Origin of the sequence: Bradyrhizobium sp. WSM471, assembly GCF_000244915.1 — a bacterium.
Classification (GTDB): domain Bacteria; phylum Pseudomonadota; class Alphaproteobacteria; order Rhizobiales; family Xanthobacteraceae; genus Bradyrhizobium.
The window spans coordinates 626,307-648,865 of the sequence record NZ_CM001442.1 but is presented as its reverse complement, the minus strand read 5'-3'; the positions used below and the strand labels follow the sequence as shown (position 1 = coordinate 648,865).

The 22,559-nt window shown below is 65.2% G+C and carries 23 protein-coding genes; 11 read left to right on the top strand and 12 right to left on the bottom strand.

What is annotated here, in order from left to right; translation table 11 throughout:
• The first annotated feature begins 34 nt into the window (after positions 1 to 34).
• Together BRA471DRAFT_RS03050 and BRA471DRAFT_RS03045 are read left to right on the top strand one after the other, a co-directional pair.
• Positions 35 to 1,375: a DUF2235 domain-containing protein gene (locus tag BRA471DRAFT_RS03050; protein ID WP_007604595.1), complete on the top strand. Its 1,341-nt coding sequence runs from the start codon at positions 35 to 37 to the stop codon at positions 1,373 to 1,375.
• Between the two features lie 322 nt (positions 1,376 to 1,697).
• Positions 1,698 to 1,943, top strand: a complete 246-nt coding sequence (locus BRA471DRAFT_RS03045; protein WP_007599245.1) for a PilZ domain-containing protein — start codon at positions 1,698 to 1,700, stop codon at positions 1,941 to 1,943.
• A gap of 204 nt (positions 1,944 to 2,147) precedes the next feature.
• Here BRA471DRAFT_RS03045 and BRA471DRAFT_RS03040 read toward each other — a convergent pair whose 3' ends face one another.
• From BRA471DRAFT_RS03040 to cobS, 7 genes are all read right to left on the bottom strand, one after another.
• Positions 2,148 to 2,555 (bottom strand): hypothetical protein, encoded by a 408-nt coding sequence (locus BRA471DRAFT_RS03040; protein ID WP_007604593.1) that lies wholly within the window; start codon positions 2,553 to 2,555, stop codon positions 2,148 to 2,150.
• Between the two features lie 250 nt (positions 2,556 to 2,805).
• Positions 2,806 to 3,918 carry an NADH:flavin oxidoreductase/NADH oxidase gene (locus BRA471DRAFT_RS03035; RefSeq protein ID WP_007604592.1) on the bottom strand — a complete coding sequence of 371 codons (1,113 nt, stop codon included), beginning with the start codon at positions 3,916 to 3,918 and terminating at the stop codon, positions 2,806 to 2,808.
• Between the two features lie 137 nt (positions 3,919 to 4,055).
• A complete protein-coding gene (locus tag BRA471DRAFT_RS03030; RefSeq protein WP_007604591.1) occupies positions 4,056 to 5,129 on the bottom strand; it encodes an esterase-like activity of phytase family protein in 1,074 nt (357 codons plus the stop codon).
• A complete protein-coding gene (gene cobT / locus BRA471DRAFT_RS03025; protein ID WP_007604590.1) occupies positions 5,126 to 7,027 on the bottom strand; it encodes a cobaltochelatase subunit CobT in 1,902 nt (633 codons plus the stop codon). The genes BRA471DRAFT_RS03030 and cobT overlap by 4 nt, the downstream gene beginning before the upstream one ends.
• A gap of 27 nt (positions 7,028 to 7,054) precedes the next feature.
• Positions 7,055 to 7,555 carry a DUF29 domain-containing protein gene (locus BRA471DRAFT_RS03020; protein WP_007604588.1) on the bottom strand — a complete coding sequence of 167 codons (501 nt, stop codon included), beginning with the start codon at positions 7,553 to 7,555 and terminating at the stop codon, positions 7,055 to 7,057.
• Between the two features lie 40 nt (positions 7,556 to 7,595).
• Positions 7,596 to 8,006, bottom strand: coding sequence for a GNAT family N-acetyltransferase (locus BRA471DRAFT_RS03015; RefSeq protein WP_007604587.1), 411 nt, complete (start codon positions 8,004 to 8,006; stop codon positions 7,596 to 7,598).
• A gap of 12 nt (positions 8,007 to 8,018) precedes the next feature.
• Positions 8,019 to 9,017 carry a cobaltochelatase subunit CobS gene (cobS, locus tag BRA471DRAFT_RS03010; RefSeq protein ID WP_007599232.1) on the bottom strand — a complete coding sequence of 333 codons (999 nt, stop codon included), beginning with the start codon at positions 9,015 to 9,017 and terminating at the stop codon, positions 8,019 to 8,021.
• 309 nt (positions 9,018 to 9,326) lie between these two features.
• Between cobS and BRA471DRAFT_RS03005 the strand changes: the two genes are divergently transcribed.
• Together BRA471DRAFT_RS03005 and BRA471DRAFT_RS02995 are read left to right on the top strand one after the other, a co-directional pair.
• Positions 9,327 to 9,989 carry a DedA family protein gene (locus BRA471DRAFT_RS03005; RefSeq protein WP_007604586.1) on the top strand — a complete coding sequence of 221 codons (663 nt, stop codon included), beginning with the start codon at positions 9,327 to 9,329 and terminating at the stop codon, positions 9,987 to 9,989.
• 295 nt (positions 9,990 to 10,284) lie between these two features.
• Positions 10,285 to 10,620: a type II toxin-antitoxin system PemK/MazF family toxin gene (locus BRA471DRAFT_RS02995; protein ID WP_198287852.1), complete on the top strand. Its 336-nt coding sequence runs from the start codon at positions 10,285 to 10,287 to the stop codon at positions 10,618 to 10,620.
• Between the two features lie 48 nt (positions 10,621 to 10,668).
• Here the strand turns inward: BRA471DRAFT_RS02995 and BRA471DRAFT_RS02990 are convergent, their stop codons facing one another.
• Positions 10,669 to 11,889 (bottom strand): citrate synthase family protein, encoded by a 1,221-nt coding sequence (locus BRA471DRAFT_RS02990; protein WP_007604584.1) that lies wholly within the window; start codon positions 11,887 to 11,889, stop codon positions 10,669 to 10,671.
• 75 nt (positions 11,890 to 11,964) lie between these two features.
• Between BRA471DRAFT_RS02990 and BRA471DRAFT_RS02985 the strand changes: the two genes are divergently transcribed.
• Positions 11,965 to 13,059 carry a citrate synthase/methylcitrate synthase gene (locus tag BRA471DRAFT_RS02985; RefSeq protein WP_007604583.1) on the top strand — a complete coding sequence of 365 codons (1,095 nt, stop codon included), beginning with the start codon at positions 11,965 to 11,967 and terminating at the stop codon, positions 13,057 to 13,059.
• 129 nt (positions 13,060 to 13,188) lie between these two features.
• Here BRA471DRAFT_RS02985 and BRA471DRAFT_RS02980 read toward each other — a convergent pair whose 3' ends face one another.
• Positions 13,189 to 13,824: a J domain-containing protein gene (locus tag BRA471DRAFT_RS02980; protein WP_007604582.1), complete on the bottom strand. Its 636-nt coding sequence runs from the start codon at positions 13,822 to 13,824 to the stop codon at positions 13,189 to 13,191.
• 152 nt (positions 13,825 to 13,976) lie between these two features.
• Here BRA471DRAFT_RS02980 and BRA471DRAFT_RS02975 point away from each other — a divergent pair, with 152 nt between their 5' ends.
• A complete protein-coding gene (locus tag BRA471DRAFT_RS02975; protein WP_026232423.1) occupies positions 13,977 to 14,252 on the top strand; it encodes a BolA family transcriptional regulator in 276 nt (91 codons plus the stop codon).
• 167 nt (positions 14,253 to 14,419) lie between these two features.
• On the opposite strand, the gene BRA471DRAFT_RS02970 is transcribed toward BRA471DRAFT_RS02975, so the two are convergent.
• The 3 genes from BRA471DRAFT_RS02970 to BRA471DRAFT_RS02960 form a co-directional block, all read right to left on the bottom strand.
• A complete protein-coding gene (locus BRA471DRAFT_RS02970) occupies positions 14,420 to 15,724 on the bottom strand; it encodes an HlyC/CorC family transporter (RefSeq protein WP_007604581.1) in 1,305 nt (434 codons plus the stop codon).
• 92 nt (positions 15,725 to 15,816) lie between these two features.
• Complete coding sequence (gene aroB, locus BRA471DRAFT_RS02965; RefSeq protein WP_007604579.1) at positions 15,817 to 16,965, bottom strand: 3-dehydroquinate synthase; 1,149 nt, start codon at positions 16,963 to 16,965, stop codon at positions 15,817 to 15,819.
• Positions 16,962 to 17,585: a shikimate kinase gene (locus BRA471DRAFT_RS02960; protein WP_007604577.1), complete on the bottom strand. Its 624-nt coding sequence runs from the start codon at positions 17,583 to 17,585 to the stop codon at positions 16,962 to 16,964. Before BRA471DRAFT_RS02960 ends, aroB begins: the two co-directional genes overlap by 4 nt.
• Before the next feature lie 184 nt (positions 17,586 to 17,769).
• Between BRA471DRAFT_RS02960 and BRA471DRAFT_RS02955 the strand changes: the two genes are divergently transcribed.
• The 5 genes from BRA471DRAFT_RS02955 to BRA471DRAFT_RS02935 all read left to right on the top strand — a co-directional run bounded on the left by BRA471DRAFT_RS02955 (position 17,770) and on the right by BRA471DRAFT_RS02935 (position 22,547).
• Positions 17,770 to 17,916 (top strand): hypothetical protein, encoded by a 147-nt coding sequence (locus BRA471DRAFT_RS02955; RefSeq protein ID WP_035974600.1) that lies wholly within the window; start codon positions 17,770 to 17,772, stop codon positions 17,914 to 17,916.
• A gap of 17 nt (positions 17,917 to 17,933) precedes the next feature.
• The gene (xerD, locus tag BRA471DRAFT_RS02950) at positions 17,934 to 18,887 is read left to right on the top strand and encodes a site-specific tyrosine recombinase XerD (protein WP_007604573.1); all 954 of its coding nucleotides are present in this window, start codon (positions 17,934 to 17,936) and stop codon (positions 18,885 to 18,887) included.
• 285 nt (positions 18,888 to 19,172) lie between these two features.
• Positions 19,173 to 20,135: an acetyl-CoA carboxylase carboxyltransferase subunit alpha gene (locus BRA471DRAFT_RS02945; protein WP_007599220.1), complete on the top strand. Its 963-nt coding sequence runs from the start codon at positions 19,173 to 19,175 to the stop codon at positions 20,133 to 20,135.
• A gap of 509 nt (positions 20,136 to 20,644) precedes the next feature.
• The gene (locus BRA471DRAFT_RS02940) at positions 20,645 to 22,189 is read left to right on the top strand and encodes a murein L,D-transpeptidase family protein (RefSeq protein WP_231171021.1); all 1,545 of its coding nucleotides are present in this window, start codon (positions 20,645 to 20,647) and stop codon (positions 22,187 to 22,189) included.
• 127 nt (positions 22,190 to 22,316) lie between these two features.
• Positions 22,317 to 22,547, top strand: a complete 231-nt coding sequence (locus BRA471DRAFT_RS02935) for an AbrB/MazE/SpoVT family DNA-binding domain-containing protein (protein WP_007604568.1) — start codon at positions 22,317 to 22,319, stop codon at positions 22,545 to 22,547.
• The last annotated feature ends 12 nt before the right edge of the window (positions 22,548 to 22,559 follow it).

The window sequence follows — 22,559 nt, the reverse complement described above, 5'->3', positions numbered from 1 at the left end:
CTCGCCCGGGTAGCATCAGCGGGAGGGGAGTACCGTGGAGCACGAGCGCAACGCCGACCACACATCCGAGCCGAAAAATCTCGTCATCTGCTGTGACGGCACCGGCAACGAGATCTCGGAGAACATCTCCAACGTCCTGAAGCTGTATCGCTGCCTGCGCAAGACCGACAAGACGCGGCCGCGGCAGATGGTGTTCTACGATCCCGGGGTCGGCACGGTGACGGAGCCGTCGACGTGGCACCGCTGGAAAGCCAACGTCAATCTGGTGCTGGGGCTCGCCACCGGCTACGGGCTCGATGACAATGTGCTGTCGGCCTATTGCTTCCTGGTCGAGCATTACGCGCCGGGCGACAGGATCTATCTGTTCGGTTTTTCGCGCGGTGCCTACACGGTGCGGGTGCTGGCGGGGCTGATCCACAAGATCGGCCTGATCTCGCCGGAGCAGGCCAACCTCGCAGGCTCCGGCCTTGTCGCCTACAAGCAATATTCCGGCACCGGGCGCGGCAACGATGTCGAGGACCTCAAGGACATCGCCGTCGACGAACAGGGGCCGCTGCCGAAAGACCAATTCGACCTCGCCGCGCAATTCGCGCGCATCACCTCGACGCGCTGGCCGACCATCCACTTCATCGGCGTCTGGGACACGGTGGCGAGCGTGATCGTGCCGCGGCGCGACGTCTTCTTCCTCGTCTTCAGCCTGGAGGAGCTCGCCTTCACGCTGCGCAATCCGAGCGTCAACATCTTCCGGCAGGCGATCGCCATCGACGAGCAGCGCCGCATGTTCCGCCTCAAGGCGTATGAGGAGCCGCAGGAGTACTGGCGCCACCGCTACGTGCCCGACGAGAAGAAGGAGCCGCAGGACATCCTGCAGGTGTGGTTCGCCGGCGTGCATTGCGACGTCGGCGGCGGCTATCCGGAAGCCGAGAGCGGCGAGTCCAAATATCCGCTGCTCTGGATGATCGAGGAGGCGGCCAAGGCCGGGCTGAACTTCAACCCGCGCACGGTGAACCAGCTCGCCTGGGGCATCCAGCGCAAGAACTCGCCGTTCCAATACGTGCCGCCTGAATACACCGGCAAGACGGGCGAGCTGCATGATTCGATGACGGCGCCCTGGCGCGTGCTGGAATATCTGCCGAAGAGCGCGACCTACAGGGAATGGCCGGAGCGGAAGGTGTTTATGGGACTCTACATCCCCGATTGCGAACCGCGCCCCATTCCCGAAGGCGCGCATGTGCACGAGAGCGTGGTGAAGCGGATGGCGGTGGAGCCGGGCTATCGGCCGGTGAATCTGCCGAAGGACTATGTGACGGTGCCGATGCCGGTGCCGCCGGGTGTGGGCGCTGGAGGCGAGACGGGGGAGATCGTGGTGGGATGAGGTGGTTGCGCGGCGGACCATGATGGGGAGCTGGCCGGCGCTCCACCAAAGCCGTCGTCCTGGCGAAAGCCAGGACCCATACCGCGTGATCTTTCGGTTGCGGACAGTCGGCGCACCGAACGACGAGCCTTCACCAAAGTACGTCCTGGGGTGATGGGTCCTGGCGAAAGCCAGGACGACGGCGGAATACAGCCAACCCACCCGGCTACCGCCAATATTCATTAAAATTATCGACCCCGCTTTAGCCGGATCGAATCACCTCTCGTTCATCATGGTCTCCCAGACCACCCGCGCCATCCGCGGAAATTGGAGGAGAGTGCCAATGCATCCGCGACGACATGCCCGCGTCAAGCCCGCGGGCCTCGTGTCCCGCCAGGCCAAGATCATCACCGACCCGCGCGCGCCGGTGATCCCCTGCACGCTGATCGATTATTCGCCGGGAGGGGCCTGCGTCGATCTCGGCGGCCAGGTGAAGATTCCCGATCGCTTCGAGCTGCTGCACGTCAACACCAAAAAGCGCTGCCGCGTGGCGTGGAAGCGCGGCACGAAGGTGGGCGTGGTGTTTTAGAGGCGAGGCACGCTGGCGCGGCCTCCTAAGTTGTCGTCCTGGCGAAAGCCAGGACCCATACCGCGTGATTTATCGATTGCAGGCGGTAGACGTACCGAACGACGAGTCTTCGCCAAACTGCTCCGTGGGGTAATGGGTCCTGGCTTTCGCCAGGACGACGGCGGAGATTGTCGCGGCGCGATCTCTCCCAACACAACAAATTCCCTACTTCCGCATCCGCGCCTTCGCCCCCGCGACGATCTGCATCGCCACGCCGGCGATCCAGCCGAACAGGGCGAACCAGCTCCAGGCGATATGCGGCTCGAGGCGGAGCACGATGATGGCGACGGAGGCGAGCGCGGTGAGCGTGGCGCAGAGCGTGCCGGCGGAGCTCAACAGCTCCGCGGCGTCGATGTCGCCGTGGGCCTCGTCGAAGGGCAGCTGCGGCGTGTCGATGCCGAGATAGAAGCCGACGAAGCCCAGCACCATCATCAGCAGCAGGAAGCCCTCGGTGGTGAGCGCGGGTATCGCGGATCCCACGTAAGCGCCGACAAACAGCCCGCACGCGGCGCCCGCCATCGCAAGCCCCACGCGCTCGATGACGTGGGCAGCCTTTCGAATACGAAACCGCATGGCGGATCTCCGCGAGGAGTTGGACGCGCGCGAGGTTAGGCCAGATTTGGCGGGGGTGGAAGGTGAGGGGCGTTACGGAGGCGTGAGGGCGGAGCAAGCGCCTCGTCCTTCGAGACGACCGCTTTGCGGTCTCCTCAGGATGAGGCTGAGCGGCATCTTTGCCCGCCGAAAGCGCTGCCGCGCACTCCGGCCTCATCCTGAGGGCCCGCCAAAGGCGGGCGTCTCGAAGGATGGCGGCGAGGTGAAGAGCCTACCGCGCCCCGAACGTGGTCTTGCCGAACAGCGCCTTCTGCGTCGAGGGCTGCGAGCGCCAGTATTGCGGCGGGGCTTCGACTTCGCCGCCGACGTCCGCTGCGGCGTGCCAGGCCCAGCGCGGGTCGTAGAGCATGCCGCGGGCGAGCGCGACCATGTCGGCCTTGCCGGATGCGACGATCTCTTCGGCCTGCTTCGGCTCGGTGATCAGGCCGACGGCGATGGTGGGCAAACCGGTCTCGCGCTTGATGGCCTCTGCGAACTGCACCTGGTAGCCGGGGCCGAGCGCGATCTTCTGCAGCGGCGAGACGCCGCCGGAGGAGGCATCGATCCAGTCGACGCCGCGCGCCTTCAGCGCCTTGGCGAACGCGATCGTCTGCGCCAGGTCCCAGCCGCCCTCGACCCAGTCGGTCGACGACACCCGCATGCCGACCGGCTTGTCGTGCGGGAACGCCGCGCGGACCGCGTCGTAGACTTCCAGCGGGAAGCGCATGCGGTTCTCGAGCGAGCCGCCATAGTCGTCGGTGCGCTTGTTCGAGATCGGCGACAGGAACTGATGCAGGAGATAGCCGTGCGCGCCGTGCAGCTCAATGGCGTCGATGCCGATGCGATCGGCGCGCTTGGCGGCATCGACGAAGGCGTCGCGGATGCGCTTGAGGCCCGCGGCGTCGAGCGCCAGCGGCGCGGCTTCGCCCTCCTTGTGCGGCAGCGCCGACGGCGCCACGGTCTGCCAGCCGCCCTGGTCTATCGGAATCAGCTGGCCGCCGTCCCAGGGCCGCGCGCTCGAGGCTTTGCGGCCGGCATGCGCGAGCTGCATCGCGACCGCGGTCGAGGAATGTTTCCGCACCGAGGTGAGGATCTGCTTCAGCGCGGCCTCGGCGGCATCGCTGTAGAGCCCGAGGCAGCCCGGCGTGATGCGGCCGATCGCCTCGACATGGGTCGCCTCGATGCAGAACATCGCCGCGCCCGACAGGCTGAGATTGTTGATGTGGGTGAAGTGCCAGTCGGTGGGAACGCCGTCCTCGGCCGAATATTGGCACATCGGCGACACCACGATTCGGTTCTTCAAGGTCAGGCCGCGCAGCTTGATCGGGGAAAACAGGGCGCTCATGCGGGGGGAGTTCCGGGGGATGGAGGGCGGGAGTTGGGGAGATTGTAGTGAGCGATGCGCCGATTGCTAGCCGCGCGGGGGGAATGGCGGCCTGTTCGGCCACGCATTGCACCGCAGTCGGTGGCTTCTCGCCTGGCCTACTCCACCAGCGCGAACTGCAGCAGCAGCGTGCGCTGGAGCATCGAGAAATTGTCGTCGGACACCAGCGTCAGCACGGTCTCGCCGTCGGCGGTGAAATGGGCGTCGATGCCTTCCATGTTGTCGATCTCGTGACCGAGATCGGCCTTGAACAGCACGGGGCCGTCGACCAACGCACCAGGCGCGATCGATTTCAAGGGGATCGCGCGGATGCGGATGTCGACGCCGGTGAACCAGGAGAATTTGCGTTCGAGAATCAGGAGATCGCCCGAGGGCAGCAGCACGGCGTCGCTGATGAGCTGCTGGTCGGTGCGGCGAATGCTGAACTGGCCGGGTGTGGGGCCGCCGAGCAAAAATCCGATCAGATTGCCGTCGGCATCGAAGCCGCCCTCCGACAGCGCGATCAAGGTGCCCGCGAGCGGCTGGCCCTTGGGTATGTCCTTGGGGACAAACACCAGCGCCTCGAGCCCTTTGTTGTAGGGCAGTTTGCGCACCGCCGGCGGCGTCGGCAGCACCTCGCCGCGGGCGCGCGTGCCGCCCTTCGAAAAATCGAACCGCATGATCTGGTTGACGCGCTCGAGCCCGACATAGACGAGGTCGCCGTCGCGCGCGAGCGCTTCGGTGTCGTACCACAGCCGCTTCTCCGTGATCGGCCGCCCCTCCGCATTGAGCACCGGCGCGGCCTCGACGTCGTCGAGACCGGTCATGCTCCGCCCGGAATAGCGGATGCGACCGGTGAACCATGTGCCCTGGTCGGACATTGCGAGAAAGCGCTCGCCTTTGCTGTCGAGGAAGCGGAAGCCGGACAGGCCGCCGAAGCCGCGATGCGGCGAGGTCAGCACGAGGCCGCCGCGATAGTCCAGCGAACCGAACCGCGTGCGCGCGCGGTCGCGCGGCTCGAAATGGGGAATCGGCCGCGCGTTGACCTCGATGCCCACAGGCGCGGCGACGGCGTGCTCGACGAGCGCCGGCTTCGGCGCGGGCTGGGCCTGCGCCAGGCGAGACAGTGCGAGAGTGGAAAATCCCGCCGCCGCGTGGGCGATAAAGCTGCGGCGGGATCGATGGTTGCTCACGAATGCAGTTTGCGGCGCGGGCGGTTGGCCGGCTGCGTGGGCGCAGTGTTGGTCTCGCTGAACAGTTCGGCGAGTTTTTCGGTGATGGCGCCGCCGAGCTCTTCGGCGTCCACGATCGTCACCGCGCGGCGATAATAGCGCGTCACGTCATGGCCGATGCCGATCGCGATCAGCTCGACCGGCGAGCGGGTCTCGATCTCCTCGATGATGTGGCGCAGGTGCCGTTCGAGGTAGTTGCCGGGGTTGACCGACAGCGTGGAATCGTCGACCGGCGCGCCGTCCGAGATCATCATCAGGATCTTGCGCTGCTCGGGCCGGCCGAGCAGACGCTTGTGCGCCCAGTCGAGCGCCTCGCCGTCGATGTTCTCCTTCAACAGCCCCTCGCGCATCATCAGGCCGAGATTCTTCCGCGCACGGCGCCAGGGCGCGTCCGCCGATTTGTAGATGATGTGGCGGAGATCGTTGAGGCGGCCGGGACTGGCCGGCTTGCCGGCGGCAAGCCACGCCTCGCGCGATTGCCCGCCCTTCCAGGCGCGCGTGGTGAAGCCGAGAATCTCGACCTTGACGCCGCAACGCTCCAGCGTGCGGGCGAGGATGTCGGCGCAGGTCGCCGCGACCGTGATGGGCCTGCCGCGCATCGAGCCGGAATTGTCGAGCAGCAGCGTCACCACGGTGTCGCGGAACGTCGCCTCCTTCTCGTGCATGAAGGACAGCGGGTGATAGGGATCGGTCACCACGCGCGACAGCCGCGCGGGGTCCAGAATGCCCTCTTCGAGATCGAACTCCCAGGCGCGGTTCTGCTGCGCCATCAGGCGCCTCTGGAGCCGGTTGGCGAGACGGGCGACGATGCCCTGCAGATGCGCAAGCTGCTTGTCGAGATAGGCGCGCAGGCGCTCCAGCTCGTCATGGTCGCAGAGGTCCTCGGCGGCGATGATCTCGTCGAACTTCGGCGCGAAGGCGTGGTATTCCGGCCCGCGCGGCTCGTTCTTGCCGTGCGAATTCGGCCGCGTCGCCTCGCCCGGCGTCTCGTCGTCGCCGAGCTCACCGTCGTCGAAGGTGTCGGAGGTCGAGGCCTGCGCGCTTTCCATCGCGCTCTCGCTCATCTCCTCGCTCGACGCCTGGGCCTGATCGGCGCTCATCTCCTGCGCGGCGTCGGAATCGGGCGAGCCCTCGGCACCGGACTGATCGTTGTCGCCGTCCTGGTTCTCGTCGTTCTCGTCATTGTCTTCGCTGTCGGCGCTGCGCTCGTCGCCGATCTCGAGCGCCGTCAGGAGATCATGCACGGCATCGCCGAACCTGGTCTGGTCCTCGACCACGGTATCGAGCCGGTCGAGCCGCCTGCCGATCTTGTCTTCGAGGATGGGACGCCAGAGATCGACCATCTTCTTCGCGGCCGTCGGCGGCGCCATGCCGGTCAGGCGCTCGCGCACCAGCATCGCCAGCGCGTCGGCGAGCGGCGCGTCGGCTCGATCGGTGATCTCGTCGAACTTGCCGCGATGGAAATGGTCGTCGAGCATCGCAGTGAGGTTTTTGGCAACGCCCGCCATGCGCCGCGCACCGATCGCCTCGACACGGGCCTGCTCCACCGCCTCGAACACGCCGCGCGCCTGCGGATTGCCCGGCATCAGCTTGCGATGCACCTTCGGATCGTGACAGGCGAGCTTGAGCGCGATCGAATCGGCATGGCCGCGCACGATCGCGGCATCGCGCCTGGTCATTTTTCGCGCGGGTTCGGGGAGCCGCGCCTTGCCCGGCGCGAGCCCTGGACGCTCGGCGGCGAAGCTGACGTCGAGCTCGGGGGCCTTGGCGATCGCCTTCAGGCACGAGGCCACCGAGCGCTTGAACGGCTCGGTCGGGGCTTCCTTGGTGTTGCGGAACTTGGAGTTGGACGTGGTCATGGGATCGGCCGAAGCTCCAGCATCATGTTACTCTTCCGGCGACCGGAGATCTTCAAATTCGATGACGCGCGTCGTGATCTCGGACCAGTCATAGGGACAGGCTTTCGGGAAAAGCTTCTTGGCGATCCCGGTCTCAGCCGCAGCGTCATCACGTGCATCCTCGTAACCCTCTTCGGTCGCCTCGGGAATGCGCGACTTGAGGCTTGGGTTCTTGCGCAGGACACGCGCGATGCGTTTTCGCTGCTCATGCACGGTGTTGACCCAGCTTCGCGATCGATGCGTCGGCTGATGGTCCCATTTCAGAAGGTGCATCATCAAGATGCCCAACGCGCTTTCCAGCTTATCGTATTGATCGTGCCCCACGTCAGCCAGTTCCTCAGCGATATTCCGTGCATCGACTTCGGTTAGACGGCCGGCCTTCAGCAGCGCGATCTGAGCTTCAGCCCAGCCATAAAGATCGTCCTCGTAGCGGGCGGACACGGCGGATGGTTCTTTCGGCCCGGAGCGGACTTTGCTGGTCGTGCTCATCGCAATCGCTTTCTTTGCAGAATCCAATGCTGCCAATCGATCAAAGCGCCTTCTTGAATCGAAACCAAGTCATTCCGGCTTCGGGGAAATCATCGACTTGCCCGTAGGCGGTATAGCCGTTCATCCTGTAGAAGGCCGGCGCCTGGAACGAATAGGTGTCGACCAGAGCGCCAACCGCACCCCTTTTCTTCGATTCGGCTTCTGCCGCGCGAAGCAACGAGGTGCCAAAGCCGCGGCGCCGGTATTGGTCCTCAACCCACAGAAGAGTGAAGACCATCCATTGGCCCACACCTTCGGCAACCAGGCCGCCCCGAGCAGCTTCATTCTCCCTGACCGTCACCGCAAATGATTTCGGCAGGCTGCCCGCCTGATGCTGCCGATTGAAGGCCTCGAGACCCGCCGCGACGAATTTTTTCGTCGCGCCGTAAGTCGTCTCGATTCGGACTTCCACCGTCTCGAACTCTCAGCTGAGCGCCACGTTCACCGCCGATTCCGGCAGCTCCGCGTTGAAGCAGCGCTGGTAGAACTCGGCGACGAGGGGACGTTCGAGCTCGTCGCACTTGTTGAGGAAGGTAACCCGGAACGCAAATCCGATGTCGCTGAAAATGTCGGCGTTTTCCGCCCAGGTGATCACCGTGCGCGGGCTCATCACCGTCGACAGATCGCCATTGGCGAAGGCGTTGCGGGTGAGGTCGGCGAGGCGAACCATCTTGTTGACGATGTCGCGGCCCTCCGTGGTGCGATAGTGCTTGGCCTTGGCCAGCACGATCTCCACTTCCTCGTCATGGCTGAGATAGTTCAGCGTGGTGACGATCGACCAGCGGTCCATCTGGCCCTGGTTGATTTGCTGGGTCCCGTGATAGAGGCCCGAGGTGTCGCCGAGGCCGACGGTGTTGGCCGTCGAGAACATGCGGAATGCCGGATGCGGCTTGATCACCTTGTTCTGGTCGAGCAGCGTCAGGCGGCCGGAGACTTCCAGCACGCGCTGGATCACGAACATCACGTCCGGGCGGCCGGCGTCGTATTCGTCGAACACCAGCGCAACGTTATGCTGGAGCGCCCAGGGCAGAATGCCGTCGCGGAATTCGGTGACCTGCTTGCCGTCGCGGACCACGATCGAGTCCTTGCCGACGAGGTCGATACGGCTGATGTGGCTGTCGAGGTTGACGCGCACGCAGGGCCAGTTCAGCCGCGCGGCGACCTGCTCGATATGCGTGGATTTTCCGGTGCCGTGATAGCCCGTGACCATGACGCGGCGGTTGTGCGCGAAGCCGGCGAGAATGGCGAGCGTGGTGGCGCGATCGAAGCGGTAATCGGAATCGACTTCGGGGACGTGAGGATCGACTTCGGAATAAGCGGGGACTTCGAGATCACTGTCGATCCCGAACACCTGGCGCACCGACACCTTCATGTCGGGCAAACCGGAAACTTCCTCAACTTTGGACATCGCGGCGGTCGTCATCAATCCTCCGAGGTCCCGGGCGATCCCGAGACCAGTTATTGCACGTTGGCTGCGGCTGGGTGCGATCGCGAACCTATCAGAGACAACGTGCGGGCAGAAGCCCGCCCCCTAATCAAAGTTCCGTTGTCTTTTCATTTAGATAGGCAAGGAACGCGATTTTTGGAAGGCTGCCCTGCGAATCACGCCTGAATTTCGTGCCAAGGGCGCGGTCCTGCCCACGCGGGTGGCACTTTTACCGCCGCTCGTTACTTATGTAGGGTTCGAACCCAAGGCCCCATCCCCAAGGCCCAATCCCACCACAGAGACGACGTGACGTCCTTTCTCGATCCCCTCATTGCATTCGTCTCGGCCCATGCGTGGCTGGCCTATCTGACCCTGTTCCTGGCGGCCCTGCTGGAGGCGGTTCCAGTGGTGGGGTCGGTCATCCCCGGCTCGACCATCATCCTGGCGCTGAGCGCCCTGGTCCCGGGCGGCGAACTCAGGCTGCAATGGGTGTTGCTGGCGGCGGCGTTCGGCGCAGTGCTCGGCGATGGTTCGGCCTACTGGATCGGTCACCGGCAGCAACGGGAGATCCTCAACACCTGGCCGCTGACCAATTATCCGCGCGTGGTCGAGCAGAGCGAGAATTTCTTCCACCGCTTCGGCACCTGGGCGGTGTTCTTCGCCCGCTTCGTGCCGCCGATCCGTGCCTTCGTCCCGGTCACGGCGGGCGCGCTGGGCATGCCCCCGGCCCGCTTCTACGCCATCAACATCCCGGCGATCCTGGTCTGGGCGCCGGCGCATGTGCTGCCGGGTGTTCTGGCGGTGTCGGCCCTGCACGAATATGCCGGGTTGCACCACCATGGACATGTCGGCAAGCACATCTGGATCCTGACCGTGGTCGGCATCTCGATCGTTCTGGGCCTGGCGGTCTGGATCTATCGCCGCCGGAACGGTGGCGGTGTGGCGGTGGCGAAGCCGCGGGGGTGGTAGCGTCGAGCGGCGCACTGCGGTTTTGGGACCTCGCAACACGGCGGCCCTTGCCTCCCCAGCCGTAACGCGTTACATTGTAACGCGTTACATGGGACGCTTCCGATGACTGCACCCGCTGAGCGAATGAAAATGATGCGGCAGCGGAGGCGCGTCCGGGGATTGCGCGAACTGCGCCTCGTCGTAGCTGATGCGCGCTCGCGATCAGTTCGACGACGGGTGGCGAAGCAGGTAGCCGGCCTCGATCCCGATCGCGAGCGCAGCGCGCTGCAGTGGATCGAGTCGGTCTCCGAGTTTGATGCAGATGCAACGCGGTGACGTGGTGACCGTCGCTGCAACGGGCGACTATGGCAAACCCCGCCCAGCGGTGATCGTGCAGAGCGACGCTTTCCCTGAAACTCATGCCTCCGTAGTGATCTGCCAGTTGACTTCCGAACTGGCGGACGCCCCGGATTTTCGCGTGACGATCGAGCCGACCCGCGAGAATGGATTACGACTGAGATCGCAGGCGATAGCTGACAAGCCGATCACCGTGAGACGCGAACGGATCGGACAGAAGATCGGGCGTCTCGGCAGCCAGGACATGGCTCGGCTCGGGATTGCTTTGGCGTTCGTGATGGGGCTTGCGGATTGATCAGGCACCCGAGCACGGGCTTTCGCCAAGACGACCGCAGCAGCGCTCCTAGCTAGCAGCGCCTCCCCTCCGCCCCGGCGCCGGTCCCACATACCTGGCCCGCGGCCTGATCAGCTTGCCGAACTGCAATTGCTCGCTGGCATGTGCGATCCAGCCGACGCTGCGGGCCATGGCGAACAGCGCGAGCTCGCTTCCGGCCGGCAGGCGCAACGCATGCACGAGCACGGCGAGCGCGTAGTCGATGTTGACGAGCTCGCCGGTCGCCTCCGCGATCCGCTCCGGCACCTCCTTGGTGAATTTGCGGGGTGCGCCTGCGCGGGCCAAGGCATTCAGGAGCGACTGCGCGCGCCGATCGCCCCGCTTGTAGACACCGTGACCGAAGCCGGCAAAGCGTTCGCCGAGCGCGACACGCTCGCGCACCATTGGCTCGACGTCACGATCCACCAACGCCTTGACGAGCTGCGAGGCGAGCACGCCGGCGCCGCCGTGCTTCGGTCCCTTCAGCGCGGCGAGGCCGGCGATGACGGAATCATAAAGATTGAGGCCGGTCGAGGCCGCGCAGCGCGCCGTGAAGGTGGACGCGTTCAATTCATGCTCGGCGAGCAGAACCAGCGCGCGGCGGATGAGATCGGCCGCATGCTTGTTGTCGGGCGCCCAGGCCCTCGCGATCTGCTGGTGCAGCGGCTCGGCGGACGGCTCCGTGTTGAGCATGGTCGCGACCAGAAGCCGGACGATGCGCGCACCGACCATCGCACGTCCATCATGCGCGCGGGTGAAGGCGCGGGGATCGGCGCTCGATGCGAGCGCCAGCACGGCAATGGCGCGATCAATCGGCGCGGCGCGGCGCGCGGCCTGCGCGATCAGGCGCATCTCATCGGACACCGCGGGACAATTGCCGGGCGCAAAGGGATCGACGCCGGAGACGTCCCACAGAAGCGTTGCCGTGTGCTCCAGCGTGTCGTGCTCGGCGAGATCGACGCAATTGACGCCGCGATAGATCGCGCCGTCCTCGGTGATGGTGGAGATCTCCGTGTCCATGACCGGCAGATCGGCATCGAAGCTGCGCAGGCCGCGCGGCTCCGGCGACGGCACCCGGCGCTCCTTCAGCGCCCGGACGTCCTCGGCGCGATAGCGGTTCTTGCGCGAGTCCGGCGTCGGCTCGGAGCGGACCAGCCCGCGGCTGACATAGGCGTAGAGCGTGGCCGGCGAGATCGCGAGCTCGGCGGCGGCTTCCCGGGCGGAGAGGTAGAGACCTTCCGAATTTTTCATATTGATTGATGTAATCAAGATTGATCAATCTGTCGAGAGGACCGACCTTTGGCTGGTGCAAAGGAGATTTGGGCCATGAACATCCACCTCACCAAAAGCCAGATCGGACTGGACGGCGTTCCCGCAGCCGAAACCGTGCTGAGCCATGTCGACGGCGAGCGCGGCGAGTTGATCATCGCCGGCGAGCATGTCGGCCGACTGGCAAGCCAGTCGAGCTTTGAAGGCGTCACCGCCCGGCTCTGGAACGGCGCCAGCATGACCACGCTGAGCGAAGCCAATGTGCGCGCGAGCCTGGGCTCCGCACGCGAGCGTGCCTTCGCGCGGCTGGATGAGTTGCTGCCGGCAGCCCGCGGCATGGGCGTCGTCGACGGGTTTCGCGCGGCGGTCGCGGGCCTTCGCGCCGAGCACGGCCTCGCCCATGAGGCGACGATCGTCGGCGCATTCCCTGTGATTGCGGGCGCGCTCGTCCGCCGCGCCAGGGGTCTCGATCCCGTGGCGCCCGATCCGAACGTGAGCCAGGCCGCCGATACGCTTCGCATGCTGCACGGGCGCGCGCCTGAACCACGCGAGGTCACGGCGCTGGACGCCTATCTCGTCACGGCCAGCGACCACGGCATGAACGCCTCGACCTTCACCGCGCGCGTGGTGGCCTCGACGCAGGCTGACCTGTTTGCCGCCGTCACCGCCGGCTATTGCGCGCTGACGGGTCCGCTGCATGGCGGCGCGCCGGAGCCGGTGCTGGAAATGCTCGACGCGATCGGCTCGCGCGAGCGCATCCAGCCCTGGGTGGACGCGGCACTCGCCCGCGGCGAGCGGATGATGGGTTTTGGTCACCGCGTCTATCGCGTGCGCGACCCCCGCGCCGACGTGCTCAAGACCGCGATCGAGGCGCTGGCCTCGGACGGCGCCGACCTGCCGTTTGCCGGCGAGGTCGAGGCCTATGTCCGCGCAGCCTTGCGCAAGAAGAATCCGGACCGACCGCTGGAGACTAACGTGGAGTTCTTCACCGCGATCCTGCTCGATGCGCTGGCGATTCCGAGGCAGGCCTTTACGCCGATCTTCGCGGTGGCGCGCGCCGCCGGTTGGACGGCGCATGCGCGCGAGCAGCAGCGGACGGGACGGCTGATCCGGCCGAGCTCGTCATATGTGGGGGCGATGCCGAAGGCGTGAGCGAAGTGCGTAGCCCGGATGGAGCGAAGCGTAATCCGGGAAGGTGCGCGTGTGACAGAAAGACCCGGATTGCGCTTCGCTCCATCCGGGCTACGGCGCTCCCGCAAGGGAAGAAAGCGCGCGCGAGGCCTACGCCTCGCGCACCACGGTCTTCAGATAATTATACGCCTTGATGATCTCGATCAGGCGATCCTCGGTGGAGCGGTCGCCACCGTTGGCGTCGGGGTGGTGCTGCTTCACCAGCGCCTTGTACTTGGACTTGACGTCGGCGAGCGTGGAGTCGGGGCCGAGGCCCATCACCTGGAGCGCCTTGCGCTCGGCGTTCATGATCTTGCGCGTCTCGGCCTTGGGCGCGGCCTGCGGGCCGGCGCGCCAGCCGGTGCGGCCGTTGAGCTCCTGGAACATGCTGAACGGATCGAAGGCGCTGTCGATCTCGGCCTCGGCGCCCTTCTTGACGCCGCCATTGGCGCCCATCTTCCAGGTCGGACGATGGCCGGTCAGCGCATCCTTCTGATAGCGCGCGACGGCGTCGGCATTCATGCCGGAAAAGAAATTGTAGTTCTGGTTGTATTCGCGCACGTGATTCAGGCAGAAGTGCCAGTACTCACGCTGATTGTCGCGACCCTTGGGCGCACGATGCGCGCCCTTGTTCTGACACCCGGTCCATTCACAATTGACCACGGCGTCGCGCGGCTTCACTTCCGGCTGCTTGCCTTTCGGCTTGATCCGGATGGAGTCGAAGAACTTTGATGAATCGATCGGCATGGCTGACTTTGACTACGCAATGCAAAAACCTTCAAGTCTTGACATTGCAATTAGCTGAAAAGCATAGCCGAAGCTATGCTGAGGCGTCCTTGAACGGCCGCCAGAGGCGGCCTATGCAATACGGAGAGCGATCTCGCACCGTAATGACCCAGATGGCCATCAGAGACACTATCAGCAACAAGTTGCAGGAAGCTTTCACGCCGGAAAGCCTGCAAGTCGTCGACGAGTCACATTTGCATGAGGGCCACGCCGGCCATCGGCCGAGCGGCGAGACGCACTTCCGCGTTTATATCGTGTCTTCCGCCTTCAAAGGGAAGAGCCGGGTCGATCGCCACCGCATGATAAATTCGGCGCTGGCCGCGGAACTCTCCGGCAGCGTGCACGCGCTGGCGATCCACGCGCAAGCGCCGGGAGAAGGCGGGAGCTAGCTCGCCAGTTCGAGCGTCAGACGGCGCCATTTCTCCTCATCCTGAGGAGCGCGCACTTGCGCGCGTCTCGAAGGATGCAGGCCCCCGCTGCCGCATCCTGGCCTGCATGGTTCGAGACGCGCCTTGCGGCGCTCCTCACCATGAGGGGCAACAGGGTCATGCGAATCCTAAAACGACGTCCCCGCCCGGCGCCGCTTGGCTTCCTCCATTTCCGTCTCGCGCGGCACCGGTGAAATACGGAGTGCGGTGATGCGGTTGCGTTCGCGGCGGAGGACGCGGAAACGGAAGCCGTGAAAGGTGAAACTCTGGCCGCGGTCGGGGATCGAGCGCGCCTCGTGAATGACGAGGCCGGCGACCGTCGTTGCCTCTTCGTCGGGCAGGTGCCAGTCCATGGCGCGGTTGAGGTCACGGATCGGCACCGAGCCGTCGACGACGACCGAGCCGTCCGGCTGGGCGCGCACGCCCGCGACCACGACGTCATGCTCGTCGGAGATGTCGCCGACGATCTCTTCCAGAATGTCTTCCAGCGTCACAAGACCTTCAACTTCGCCGTACTCGTCGACGACCAGGGCGAAATGAGTCTTGCGGCGACGGAACGCCTTGAGCTGCTCGGAGACGGGCCGCATCTCCGGCACGAACCAGGGCGGCAGCGCGATGGTGGAGACGTCGATGCGCGAGGTGTCGCCGTCGGCCGCGCGGATCGCGCGCAGCAGATCCTTGGCGTGGAGCACGCCAATGATGTTTTCCGGCTTCTCGCGCCACAGCGGGATGCGGGTGTATTCGGCCGCCAGCACCTCGCGCACCAGATCCTCCGGCGGCAGGTCGGCGTTGATCATTGTCATCTCGGTGCGATGTATCATGACATCGGAGACCTGGAGCTCGCGCAGATCGAGCAGCCCGCCGAGCATGTCGCGGTCGTGCTTCTCGAACTTGCCTTCATGATGCAGCAGGTCGACCGCGCCGCGGAGGCGCTCGGTCGGCGACAGGATCGCCTGGTGCTCGCCGGCAAGGCCAAACAGGCGCATCAACAGCCGCACGATGACTTCCACGATCCGCAGCAGCGGCCCCAGCACGTACATCGTCAGCCGCATCGGGCGCGCCACCGCCAGCGCCATGCGGTCGGGCGCGTTGATCGCGATGGTCTTGGGCAGCACCTCGGCGAAGATCACGACCAGTGCGGTCATCAAGCCGGTGGCGTAGAGCACGCCGACGTCGCCGAACCAGGCCGTGAAGATGCTGGTGGCCAGCGCGGATGCACTGATATTGGCGATGTTGTTGCCGAGCAGCAGCGCGCCGATCAGGCGCTCGCGCATGTCGAGCAGCTGCGAGACCACGTCGGCGTCGCGATTACCCTGCTTGGAGAGCCGCAGCATGCTGGCGCGCGAGGCGCCGGTCAATGCGGTTTCGCTCGCGGCGAAGAAGCCGGAGACGAGCAGGCAGAGAATGACGATGGTGAATCCGAGCCAATCCATGAACCACTCTGGTTTCTTGTTTTGACGCGTTTTCTTGACGCGAACCGGTACCCACTTCGCTCGAAAACGCTTTAGCGCCGTTCAACCGCGTGTCACGCCTTTTGCGCGAGCTTGTCCTTCAGGAAGTCGCGCACCGGAGCCGGCTCGACGTTCTTCACGACGACGGCCCGCCCGACGGCCTCCAGCAGGATGAAGGTGAGCCTGCCGCGCTCGACCTTCTTGTCCTGCGCCATCAGCGCCATCAGCGCGTCCGCGTCGGCAAGCCCCTCCTGCGCGAAGCCCGCGATATCCTGCAAGCGCGTCGGCAGGCCGGCTTCGATCAGGTGACGCTCGACGCGCGCAGCGTCCGCGTCGCCGATCATGCCGAGCTTCGCGGAAAACTGCGCCGCCAGCGTCATGCCGATCGCAACGCCCTCGCCGTGAAACAGGCGGTCGGAGAAGCCGGTCGCGGCTTCCAGCGCATGGCCGAACGTATGGCCGAGATTGAGCAGCGCGCGCTCGCCGGTCTCGCGCTCGTCGCGCGAGACCACGCCGGCCTTGGCGCGGCAGGAGGTCGCGATCGCATGCTCGCGCGCCGAACCGCCTTTGGAGATGTCGGAATGGTTCTTCTCGAGCCAGGCGAAGAAGGCCTCATCACCGAGCACGCCGTATTTGGCGATTTCGGCATAGCCGGTGCGGAATTGCCGCGGCGACAGCGTGTCGAGCACGGCGGTGTCGGCGATCACAAGCACCGGCTGGTGGAAGGCGCCGAGCAGGTTCTTGCCCTGCGGCGAGTTGATGCCGGTCTTGCCGCCGACGGAGGAATCGACCTGCGCCAGCAGCGAGGTCGGCACCTGCACGAAATCGACGCCGCGGCGCAGGATCGCCGCCGCAAAGCCGGCGAGATCGCCGACCACGCCGCCGCCGAGCGCGATGACGAGATCGTTGCGCTCGATCTTCGCGGCGATCAGGGCTTCGCTGACCTTTTCGAGACCGGCATAGGTCTTGGAGATCTCGCCTTCCTCGACGACGATGCGCGATGTCGGAATGCCCGAGGCTGCGAGCGAGGACTCGGCGGGCTCGAGCCAGTATTTCGCGACGGTGCGATCCGTCACGATCGCGGTGCGCACGCCGGGCCGCAGACGCGCGACTCGTCCGCCAAGCGAGGCCAGCACACCGCGGCCGATGACGATGTCGTAGGCGCGATTCTCCAGCGCGACCTCGACGTTGACGGGATCGGAATGTTTCAAAGGCGCGGTCATCGTGCGGCACTCGCGACGTCGGCTGGTGGCGGGGACGCCCGTTCGCCGCAAAGATGCGCGCGCAGCGTCTCGATGGTCTCCTCAACGATCTTGTCGTGCGGCACGTCGCGCGAGGCAATGGTGAGGTCGGCATGGCCGTAGACCGGCTCGCGCTCGGTGAGCAGGCGCGTCACGGTTCCTTCGGGATCGGCGGTCTGGAGCAGCGGACGGTCGGCGCGCCGGCGCACGCGGCGCATGATGACATCATGATCGGCCTTGAGCCAGATCGAGATCGCCTTCGCCACGATACGGCCCCGCGTCTCCTCGCGCATGAAAGCGCCGCCGCCGGTCGCCAGCACGATGGGACCGCCGTCGAGCAGACGCGCGATCACACGCGCCTCGCCGTCGCGGAAATGCGGCTCGCCGTGGCGCTCGAAGATTTCCGGTATGGTCATGCCGGCCGCTGCCTCGATCTCGGTGTCGGCATCGACGAAGGGCAGCTTGAGCCTGAGCGCCATGCGGCGGCCGATGGTGGATTTGCCCACTCCCATCATGCCGACGAGCACGATCGAGCGCGTCCCCAGCGCCGACAGGATGTCGGCCTCGGGCGAGGCTTGGATCGGCAACGCGGCGTCGGGCATCTGTCTCGCTCGAATGGGTCTCGCTCGATCTGCCGCCAAAGGCGGCATCCTTTGGCCACCTATACGACCCCGCAGGGGCCCTCGCCAGAGGACTCTTGCCACGAAACGGCGAACGTGTTGGATGATTTCATTGGTTAATTTGCCCGCCAAGCCCCTGACCGAGACCCTCTCCGAGATCCTGCCGATGCCCAGCCTGTTCCGCTTCCTGACGCTCGTCGCCGTGATCGCCGGCATCGTCTATGGCGTGGTCTTCGCGCTGGCGAACTTCGTCAATCCCAAGCCGCGGGAAATGACCGTGACGATCCCGCCGGATAAGTTTCTCAAGAAATAGGGGCTAGCCTCCGGGGCATGCGTGCACCCTCAGATACAAAACTCACCGGCCTGTTCCTCGACATGCTCGCGGCGGAACAGGGCGCCGGCCCCAATACGCTCGACGCCTACCGCCGCGACCTCACCGACTTCTCCGAGTTTCTGGGCCGCGTCGGCCATGCATTTGCGGACGCGGAAACACAGACGCTGCGCGACTATCTCGCCGATCTCGACACGCGCGGCTTCAAGTCGACCAGCGTCGCGCGGCGGCTGTCGGCGATGCGGCATCTCTATCGCTTCCTCCTGAACGAACGCATCAGAACCGACGATCCCGCGGCGATCCTGTCCGGCCCCAAGCGCGGCCGCGGCCTGCCGAAGGTGCTGTCGATTGGCGATGTCGACCGCATGCTCCGCCGCGCCAAGGAATTGAGCGAGGCAGAGGATGCCTCGCCCTCGAAACGGCTGCGCGCCCTGAGACTCTATTGCCTGCTCGAGGTGCTCTACGCCACCGGCCTGCGCGTCTCCGAGCTGGTGGCGCTGCCGCGCACGGCCGCGAAGCGCGACGCCCGCATGATCGTGGTTCGCGGCAAGGGTAACAAGGAACGGCTGGTGCCGCTCAACGAGGCCTCGCGTCAGGCGATGGCCGATTACCTCGCGGCGACGGAGGCGCGAAAGCCAGACAAGAAGAGTAGCGTGGCGGCCTCGAAATGGTTGTTCCCCTCGTTCGGCGAGAGCGGGCATCTGACGCGGCAACATTTTGCCCGCGATTTGAAGGAGCTCGCGGTCGCTTCGGGGCTCCAGGCCCGGCTGGTCTCGCCACACGTGCTGCGCCACGCCTTCGCCAGCCACCTGCTTCACAACGGAGCCGATTTGCGCATCGTGCAGACGCTGCTCGGCCACACCGACATCTCGACGACCCAGATCTACACCCACGTGGTTGAGGAGCGGCTGAAGAGCCTGGTCCGCGACCTGCACCCGCTGGCGGAGAAGTAGTTGGTGCCGTAGCTGCAGTAGCCCGGATGAGCGAAGCGACATCCGGGATTGGACGATCGGGGCGACCTGCCCCCGATATCGCTTCGCTCATCCGGGCTACGGTACGGGTCACGACCCGAAACCGCCTTGACTTCGGCCACATCTCCGCAGAAAGAGCCGGGGCCTCACGATGATTTGGCCCGGGCTCGTTGCGAGCACACAGGCCAACTCATTGACGAACCTAGACTTCTTTCGCGACATCGAATCCGCTTCGCCGCCTCGCCCCGTTCTCCCTATATTGAGTTGATGCCAGACCAGATGCGCAGCTATCTCGATTTCGAAAAGCCCGTCGCCGAGCTCGATTCCAAGCTCGACGAATTGCGGACGCTTGCGGCCTCCGGCAGCGATATCGCCGAGGAGATCGGGCGGATCGAGGACAAGGCGGCGCAGGCGATGGCCGACCTCTATCTGAACCTGACGCCGTGGCAGAAGACGCTGGTCGCGCGGCATCCGCAGCGGCCGCATTTCAACGACTTCATCAAGGGCCTGATCACCGAGTTCACCCCGCTCGCCGGCGACCGCAAGTTCGGCGAGGACGAGGCGCTGGTGGCCGGCTTCGGCCGCTTCCGCGGCGAGGCCATCTGCGTGATGGGCCAGGAAAAGGGCGATTCCACCGAGAGCCGCATCAAGCACAATTTCGGCATGGCGCGGCCCGAGGGCTATCGCAAATGCGTGCGGCTGATGGAGATGGCCGAGCGGTTCGGCCTGCCGGTGCTGTCACTCGCCGATTCCGCCGGCGCCTATCCCGGCATCGGCGCGGAAGAGCGCGGCCAGGCCGAGGCGATCGCGCGTTCGACCGATGCCTGCATGGCGCTGACCGTACCGAACGTCGCCATCATCACCGGCGAGGGCATGTCGGGCGGCGCCATCGCCATCACCACCGCCAACAAGGTCCTGATGCTGGAGCACGCGATCTACAGCGTGATCTCGCCCGAGGCCGCGTCCTCGATCCTCTGGCGCGACGGCTCCAAGGCGCAGGAAGCCGCCAACAACATGAAGATCACGGCACAGGACATGCTCCGCTTCGGCGTGATCGACAGCATCCTGAAGGAGCCGGTCGGCGGCGCCCATCGCGACCCCGCCGCCATGATCGCCACCACGGGCGACGCCATCGCCAAGGCTTTTGACGAGCTCCGGGGCCTGGACGGCGACGCCATCCGCAAGCATCGGCGGCAGAAATTCCTCGATATCGGACGGAAACTGGGCTGATTCGGGCGGTTTGGGGCCCGTTGGACGCGTCCCCCTCCGCCGTCGTCCTGGCGAAAGCCAGGACCCATACCGCGAGGTCCATCGATTGCGGTCAATGGGCGTACCGAACGACTGATCTCCGCCAAACGCCTCCCTGGGGTAATGGGTCCTGGCTTTCGCCAGGACGACACTGAATTTGCCCGGCCAAACCGCCCGTAGGCCCCCCGGTAACCCCGCGTTAACCCTTTTTTTGCCCAAATCAGCGATCTCAGTACAGGTTTGGCGGGAAGGCCCAAGTTTCAGCCCAGTTTAAGTCTTCGTTGACCACGCCTTTGGGCCAACGGGCTCGTGATCCCCGTTCGGGTTGCGACCACATGACCCAGAGGTTAGAATTTTAATCAATGGCTTCAGGGCATAAGCGCTGGAGCGTGATTGCGAAAAAGCCCGTCGCGACGGGTCCGGGTCTCCGGTCGGATCATGCTTCAAGATTGGGGTTTGCGCGCGATGCCCTGGACGGTGTGGGGTCCATCTTGATTTCTCGTTCGCTTGCTCGCGCGTTTCTGGTTTCGGTGGCGCTTGCCGCCAGCCTTGTGCTGGCCGGCTGCGACACCGACCAGGTTTCGCTTGCGACCAATGCCAAGGCCAATCAGCCGGTGCCGCCAAAGCTTCTCGCCGCGATGGTCGAGAAGGACATGGATCTGCAATCGCCGATCCTGGTGCGGCTGTTCAAGCAGGAGGCCGAGCTCGAGGTCTGGAAGCAGACCCGCAACGGCCAGTTCGCGCTGCTCAAGACCTATCCGATCTGTCGCTGGTCGGGCGATCTCGGCCCGAAGGTGCGCGAAGGCGACCGCCAGGCGCCGGAAGGATTCTACTCGATCAATCCGGGCCAGATGAATCCACAGTCGGCGTATTATCTGTCGTTCAACACGGGCTATCCGAACGCGTTCGACAAGGCTTTGGGCCGCAGCGGCTCGCAGCTGATGGTGCATGGCGATTGTTCGTCGCGCGGCTGCTACGCGATGACGGACGAGCAGATCGCCGAGATCTATTCGCTCGGGCGCGAATCCTTTTTCGGCGGCCAGAAGGCGTTCCAGCTGCAGGCCTATCCGTTCAAGATGACGCCGGTGAACATGGCCAAGCACCGGAACAATCCGAACATGCCGTTCTGGAAGATGATCAAGGAAGGCTATGATCATTTCGAGGTAACCCGGCAGGAGCCGAAGGTCGATTTCTGCGAGAAGAAGTACGTCTTCGACGCGGCGAAGGCGCCTGACGCCAAGCGTGATCCGGTGTTCGACGCGTCCGCAAAGTGCCCGGCCTATGTGATCCCCGACGAGATCGCCAGTGCCGTGCGCGAGAAGGAAGCGCGCGACCAGGCCGAGTACAACAAGCTGGTTTCGCGCGGCACGCCCGTTGCGCGCATGAACACCGGCATCGACGGCGGCATGAACAAGATCTTTGCCGCGAAAATTCCGGAAGGCTCGACTGGTCTGTCGGAGGGCGCCGAAGGCACCACGCTCCAGATGCTGGCGATGGCGAAGGCGCCGGGCACGATCCCTGGACACGTCAATCCGCCGAAGCCGAATCTCGATGCAGCCGCGCCCTCGCCGCAGGAAGAGCCGGTCGTCGCCGTCAGCGCGCCCGCCGCCAACACCCGCGTCGCCACCGCAGCTCCGCCCGAGAAATCAGGCTTCTTCTCCAACCTCGGCCGCAAGATGGGCATCGGCAACGCCGACGCCACGGCGACCACGCCGCCGCCGCAAGCCACGGCATCCGTCGCTCCGGCTGCGACGACCACGACGCCGCCCACCGCGGCGTCCCGGCTGAAAGCTGCGGTGACCCGGTTCGTGCCGGGACACGACAAGTCCAAGGATGCAGCGAAGGATGCGCCGAAGCCAGCCGTTGCCGTCGCCAAGCCCGCCGAACCAGCGAAGCCCGACACCCGCCTCGCGGCGACCCGCCCGACGCTGAAGCCGTCGGTGTCGGATGGCGCGGGTGAAGCGACCCAGATCATGGGCGCCGCGCCGGTGGTGCAGTCGAATTCGTTCGACAGCCGGTTCGGCGCGGTGAAGTAGCTGGGGCGCGAGCCCCTTCCCTTTTCCCGATCTTGATGAAGCTGACGATCCGCAGCATTCCAAGGCTTGAATCCGCCTAGAACTCCGATGATATCCACACCGTGATCTGTACATCGTGGAGCATGCAATGCTGGTCTCCAAATGGGGTAACAGCCTCGCGGTTCGCCTGCCCAAGACGCTTGTTGAAGCCCTGAATCTCTCACCCGGCGACGAACTCAGCGTCGTAGTGGCCTCGAAGGGCCAGATCGCGGTGGCGAAGGTCGACAGGCGAGCGGAATTTCTCAAACAAGCAGAGCAGTTCCGATTTCCGCTGCCCGATGACTATAGATTCGACCGCGACGAGGCGAACGAGCGGTGATCGGCAGGCTGC

Bases quoted from the DNA above. Each gene is read 5' to 3' on its own strand.
- BRA471DRAFT_RS03045 (WP_007599245.1), top strand. From the start codon at position 1,698: ATGCATCCGCGACGACATGCCCGCGTCAAGCCCGCGGGCCTCGTGTCC.
- BRA471DRAFT_RS03040 (WP_007604593.1), bottom strand. From the start codon at position 2,555: ATGCGGTTTCGTATTCGAAAGGCTGCCCACGTCATCGAGCGCGTGGGG.
- BRA471DRAFT_RS03035 (WP_007604592.1), bottom strand. From the start codon at position 3,918: ATGAGCGCCCTGTTTTCCCCGATCAAGCTGCGCGGCCTGACCTTGAAG.
- cobT (WP_007604590.1), bottom strand. From the start codon at position 7,027: ATGACCACGTCCAACTCCAAGTTCCGCAACACCAAGGAAGCCCCGACC.
- BRA471DRAFT_RS03020 (WP_007604588.1), bottom strand. From the start codon at position 7,555: ATGAGCACGACCAGCAAAGTCCGCTCCGGGCCGAAAGAACCATCCGCC.
- cobS (WP_007599232.1), bottom strand. From the start codon at position 9,017: ATGACGACCGCCGCGATGTCCAAAGTTGAGGAAGTTTCCGGTTTGCCC.
- BRA471DRAFT_RS02995 (WP_198287852.1), top strand. From the start codon at position 10,285: ATGCAGATGCAACGCGGTGACGTGGTGACCGTCGCTGCAACGGGCGAC.
- BRA471DRAFT_RS02990 (WP_007604584.1), bottom strand. From the start codon at position 11,889: ATGAAAAATTCGGAAGGTCTCTACCTCTCCGCCCGGGAAGCCGCCGCC.
- BRA471DRAFT_RS02985 (WP_007604583.1), top strand. From the start codon at position 11,965: ATGAACATCCACCTCACCAAAAGCCAGATCGGACTGGACGGCGTTCCC.
- BRA471DRAFT_RS02980 (WP_007604582.1), bottom strand. From the start codon at position 13,824: ATGCCGATCGATTCATCAAAGTTCTTCGACTCCATCCGGATCAAGCCG.
- BRA471DRAFT_RS02975 (WP_026232423.1), top strand. From the start codon at position 13,977: ATGGCCATCAGAGACACTATCAGCAACAAGTTGCAGGAAGCTTTCACG.
- BRA471DRAFT_RS02970 (WP_007604581.1), bottom strand. From the start codon at position 15,724: ATGGATTGGCTCGGATTCACCATCGTCATTCTCTGCCTGCTCGTCTCC.
- aroB (WP_007604579.1), bottom strand. From the start codon at position 16,965: ATGACCGCGCCTTTGAAACATTCCGATCCCGTCAACGTCGAGGTCGCG.
- BRA471DRAFT_RS02960 (WP_007604577.1), bottom strand. From the start codon at position 17,585: ATGCCCGACGCCGCGTTGCCGATCCAAGCCTCGCCCGAGGCCGACATC.
- BRA471DRAFT_RS02955 (WP_035974600.1), top strand. From the start codon at position 17,770: ATGCCCAGCCTGTTCCGCTTCCTGACGCTCGTCGCCGTGATCGCCGGC.
- xerD (WP_007604573.1), top strand. From the start codon at position 17,934: ATGCGTGCACCCTCAGATACAAAACTCACCGGCCTGTTCCTCGACATG.
- BRA471DRAFT_RS02945 (WP_007599220.1), top strand. From the start codon at position 19,173: ATGCCAGACCAGATGCGCAGCTATCTCGATTTCGAAAAGCCCGTCGCC.
- BRA471DRAFT_RS02935 (WP_007604568.1), top strand. From the start codon at position 22,317: ATGCTGGTCTCCAAATGGGGTAACAGCCTCGCGGTTCGCCTGCCCAAG.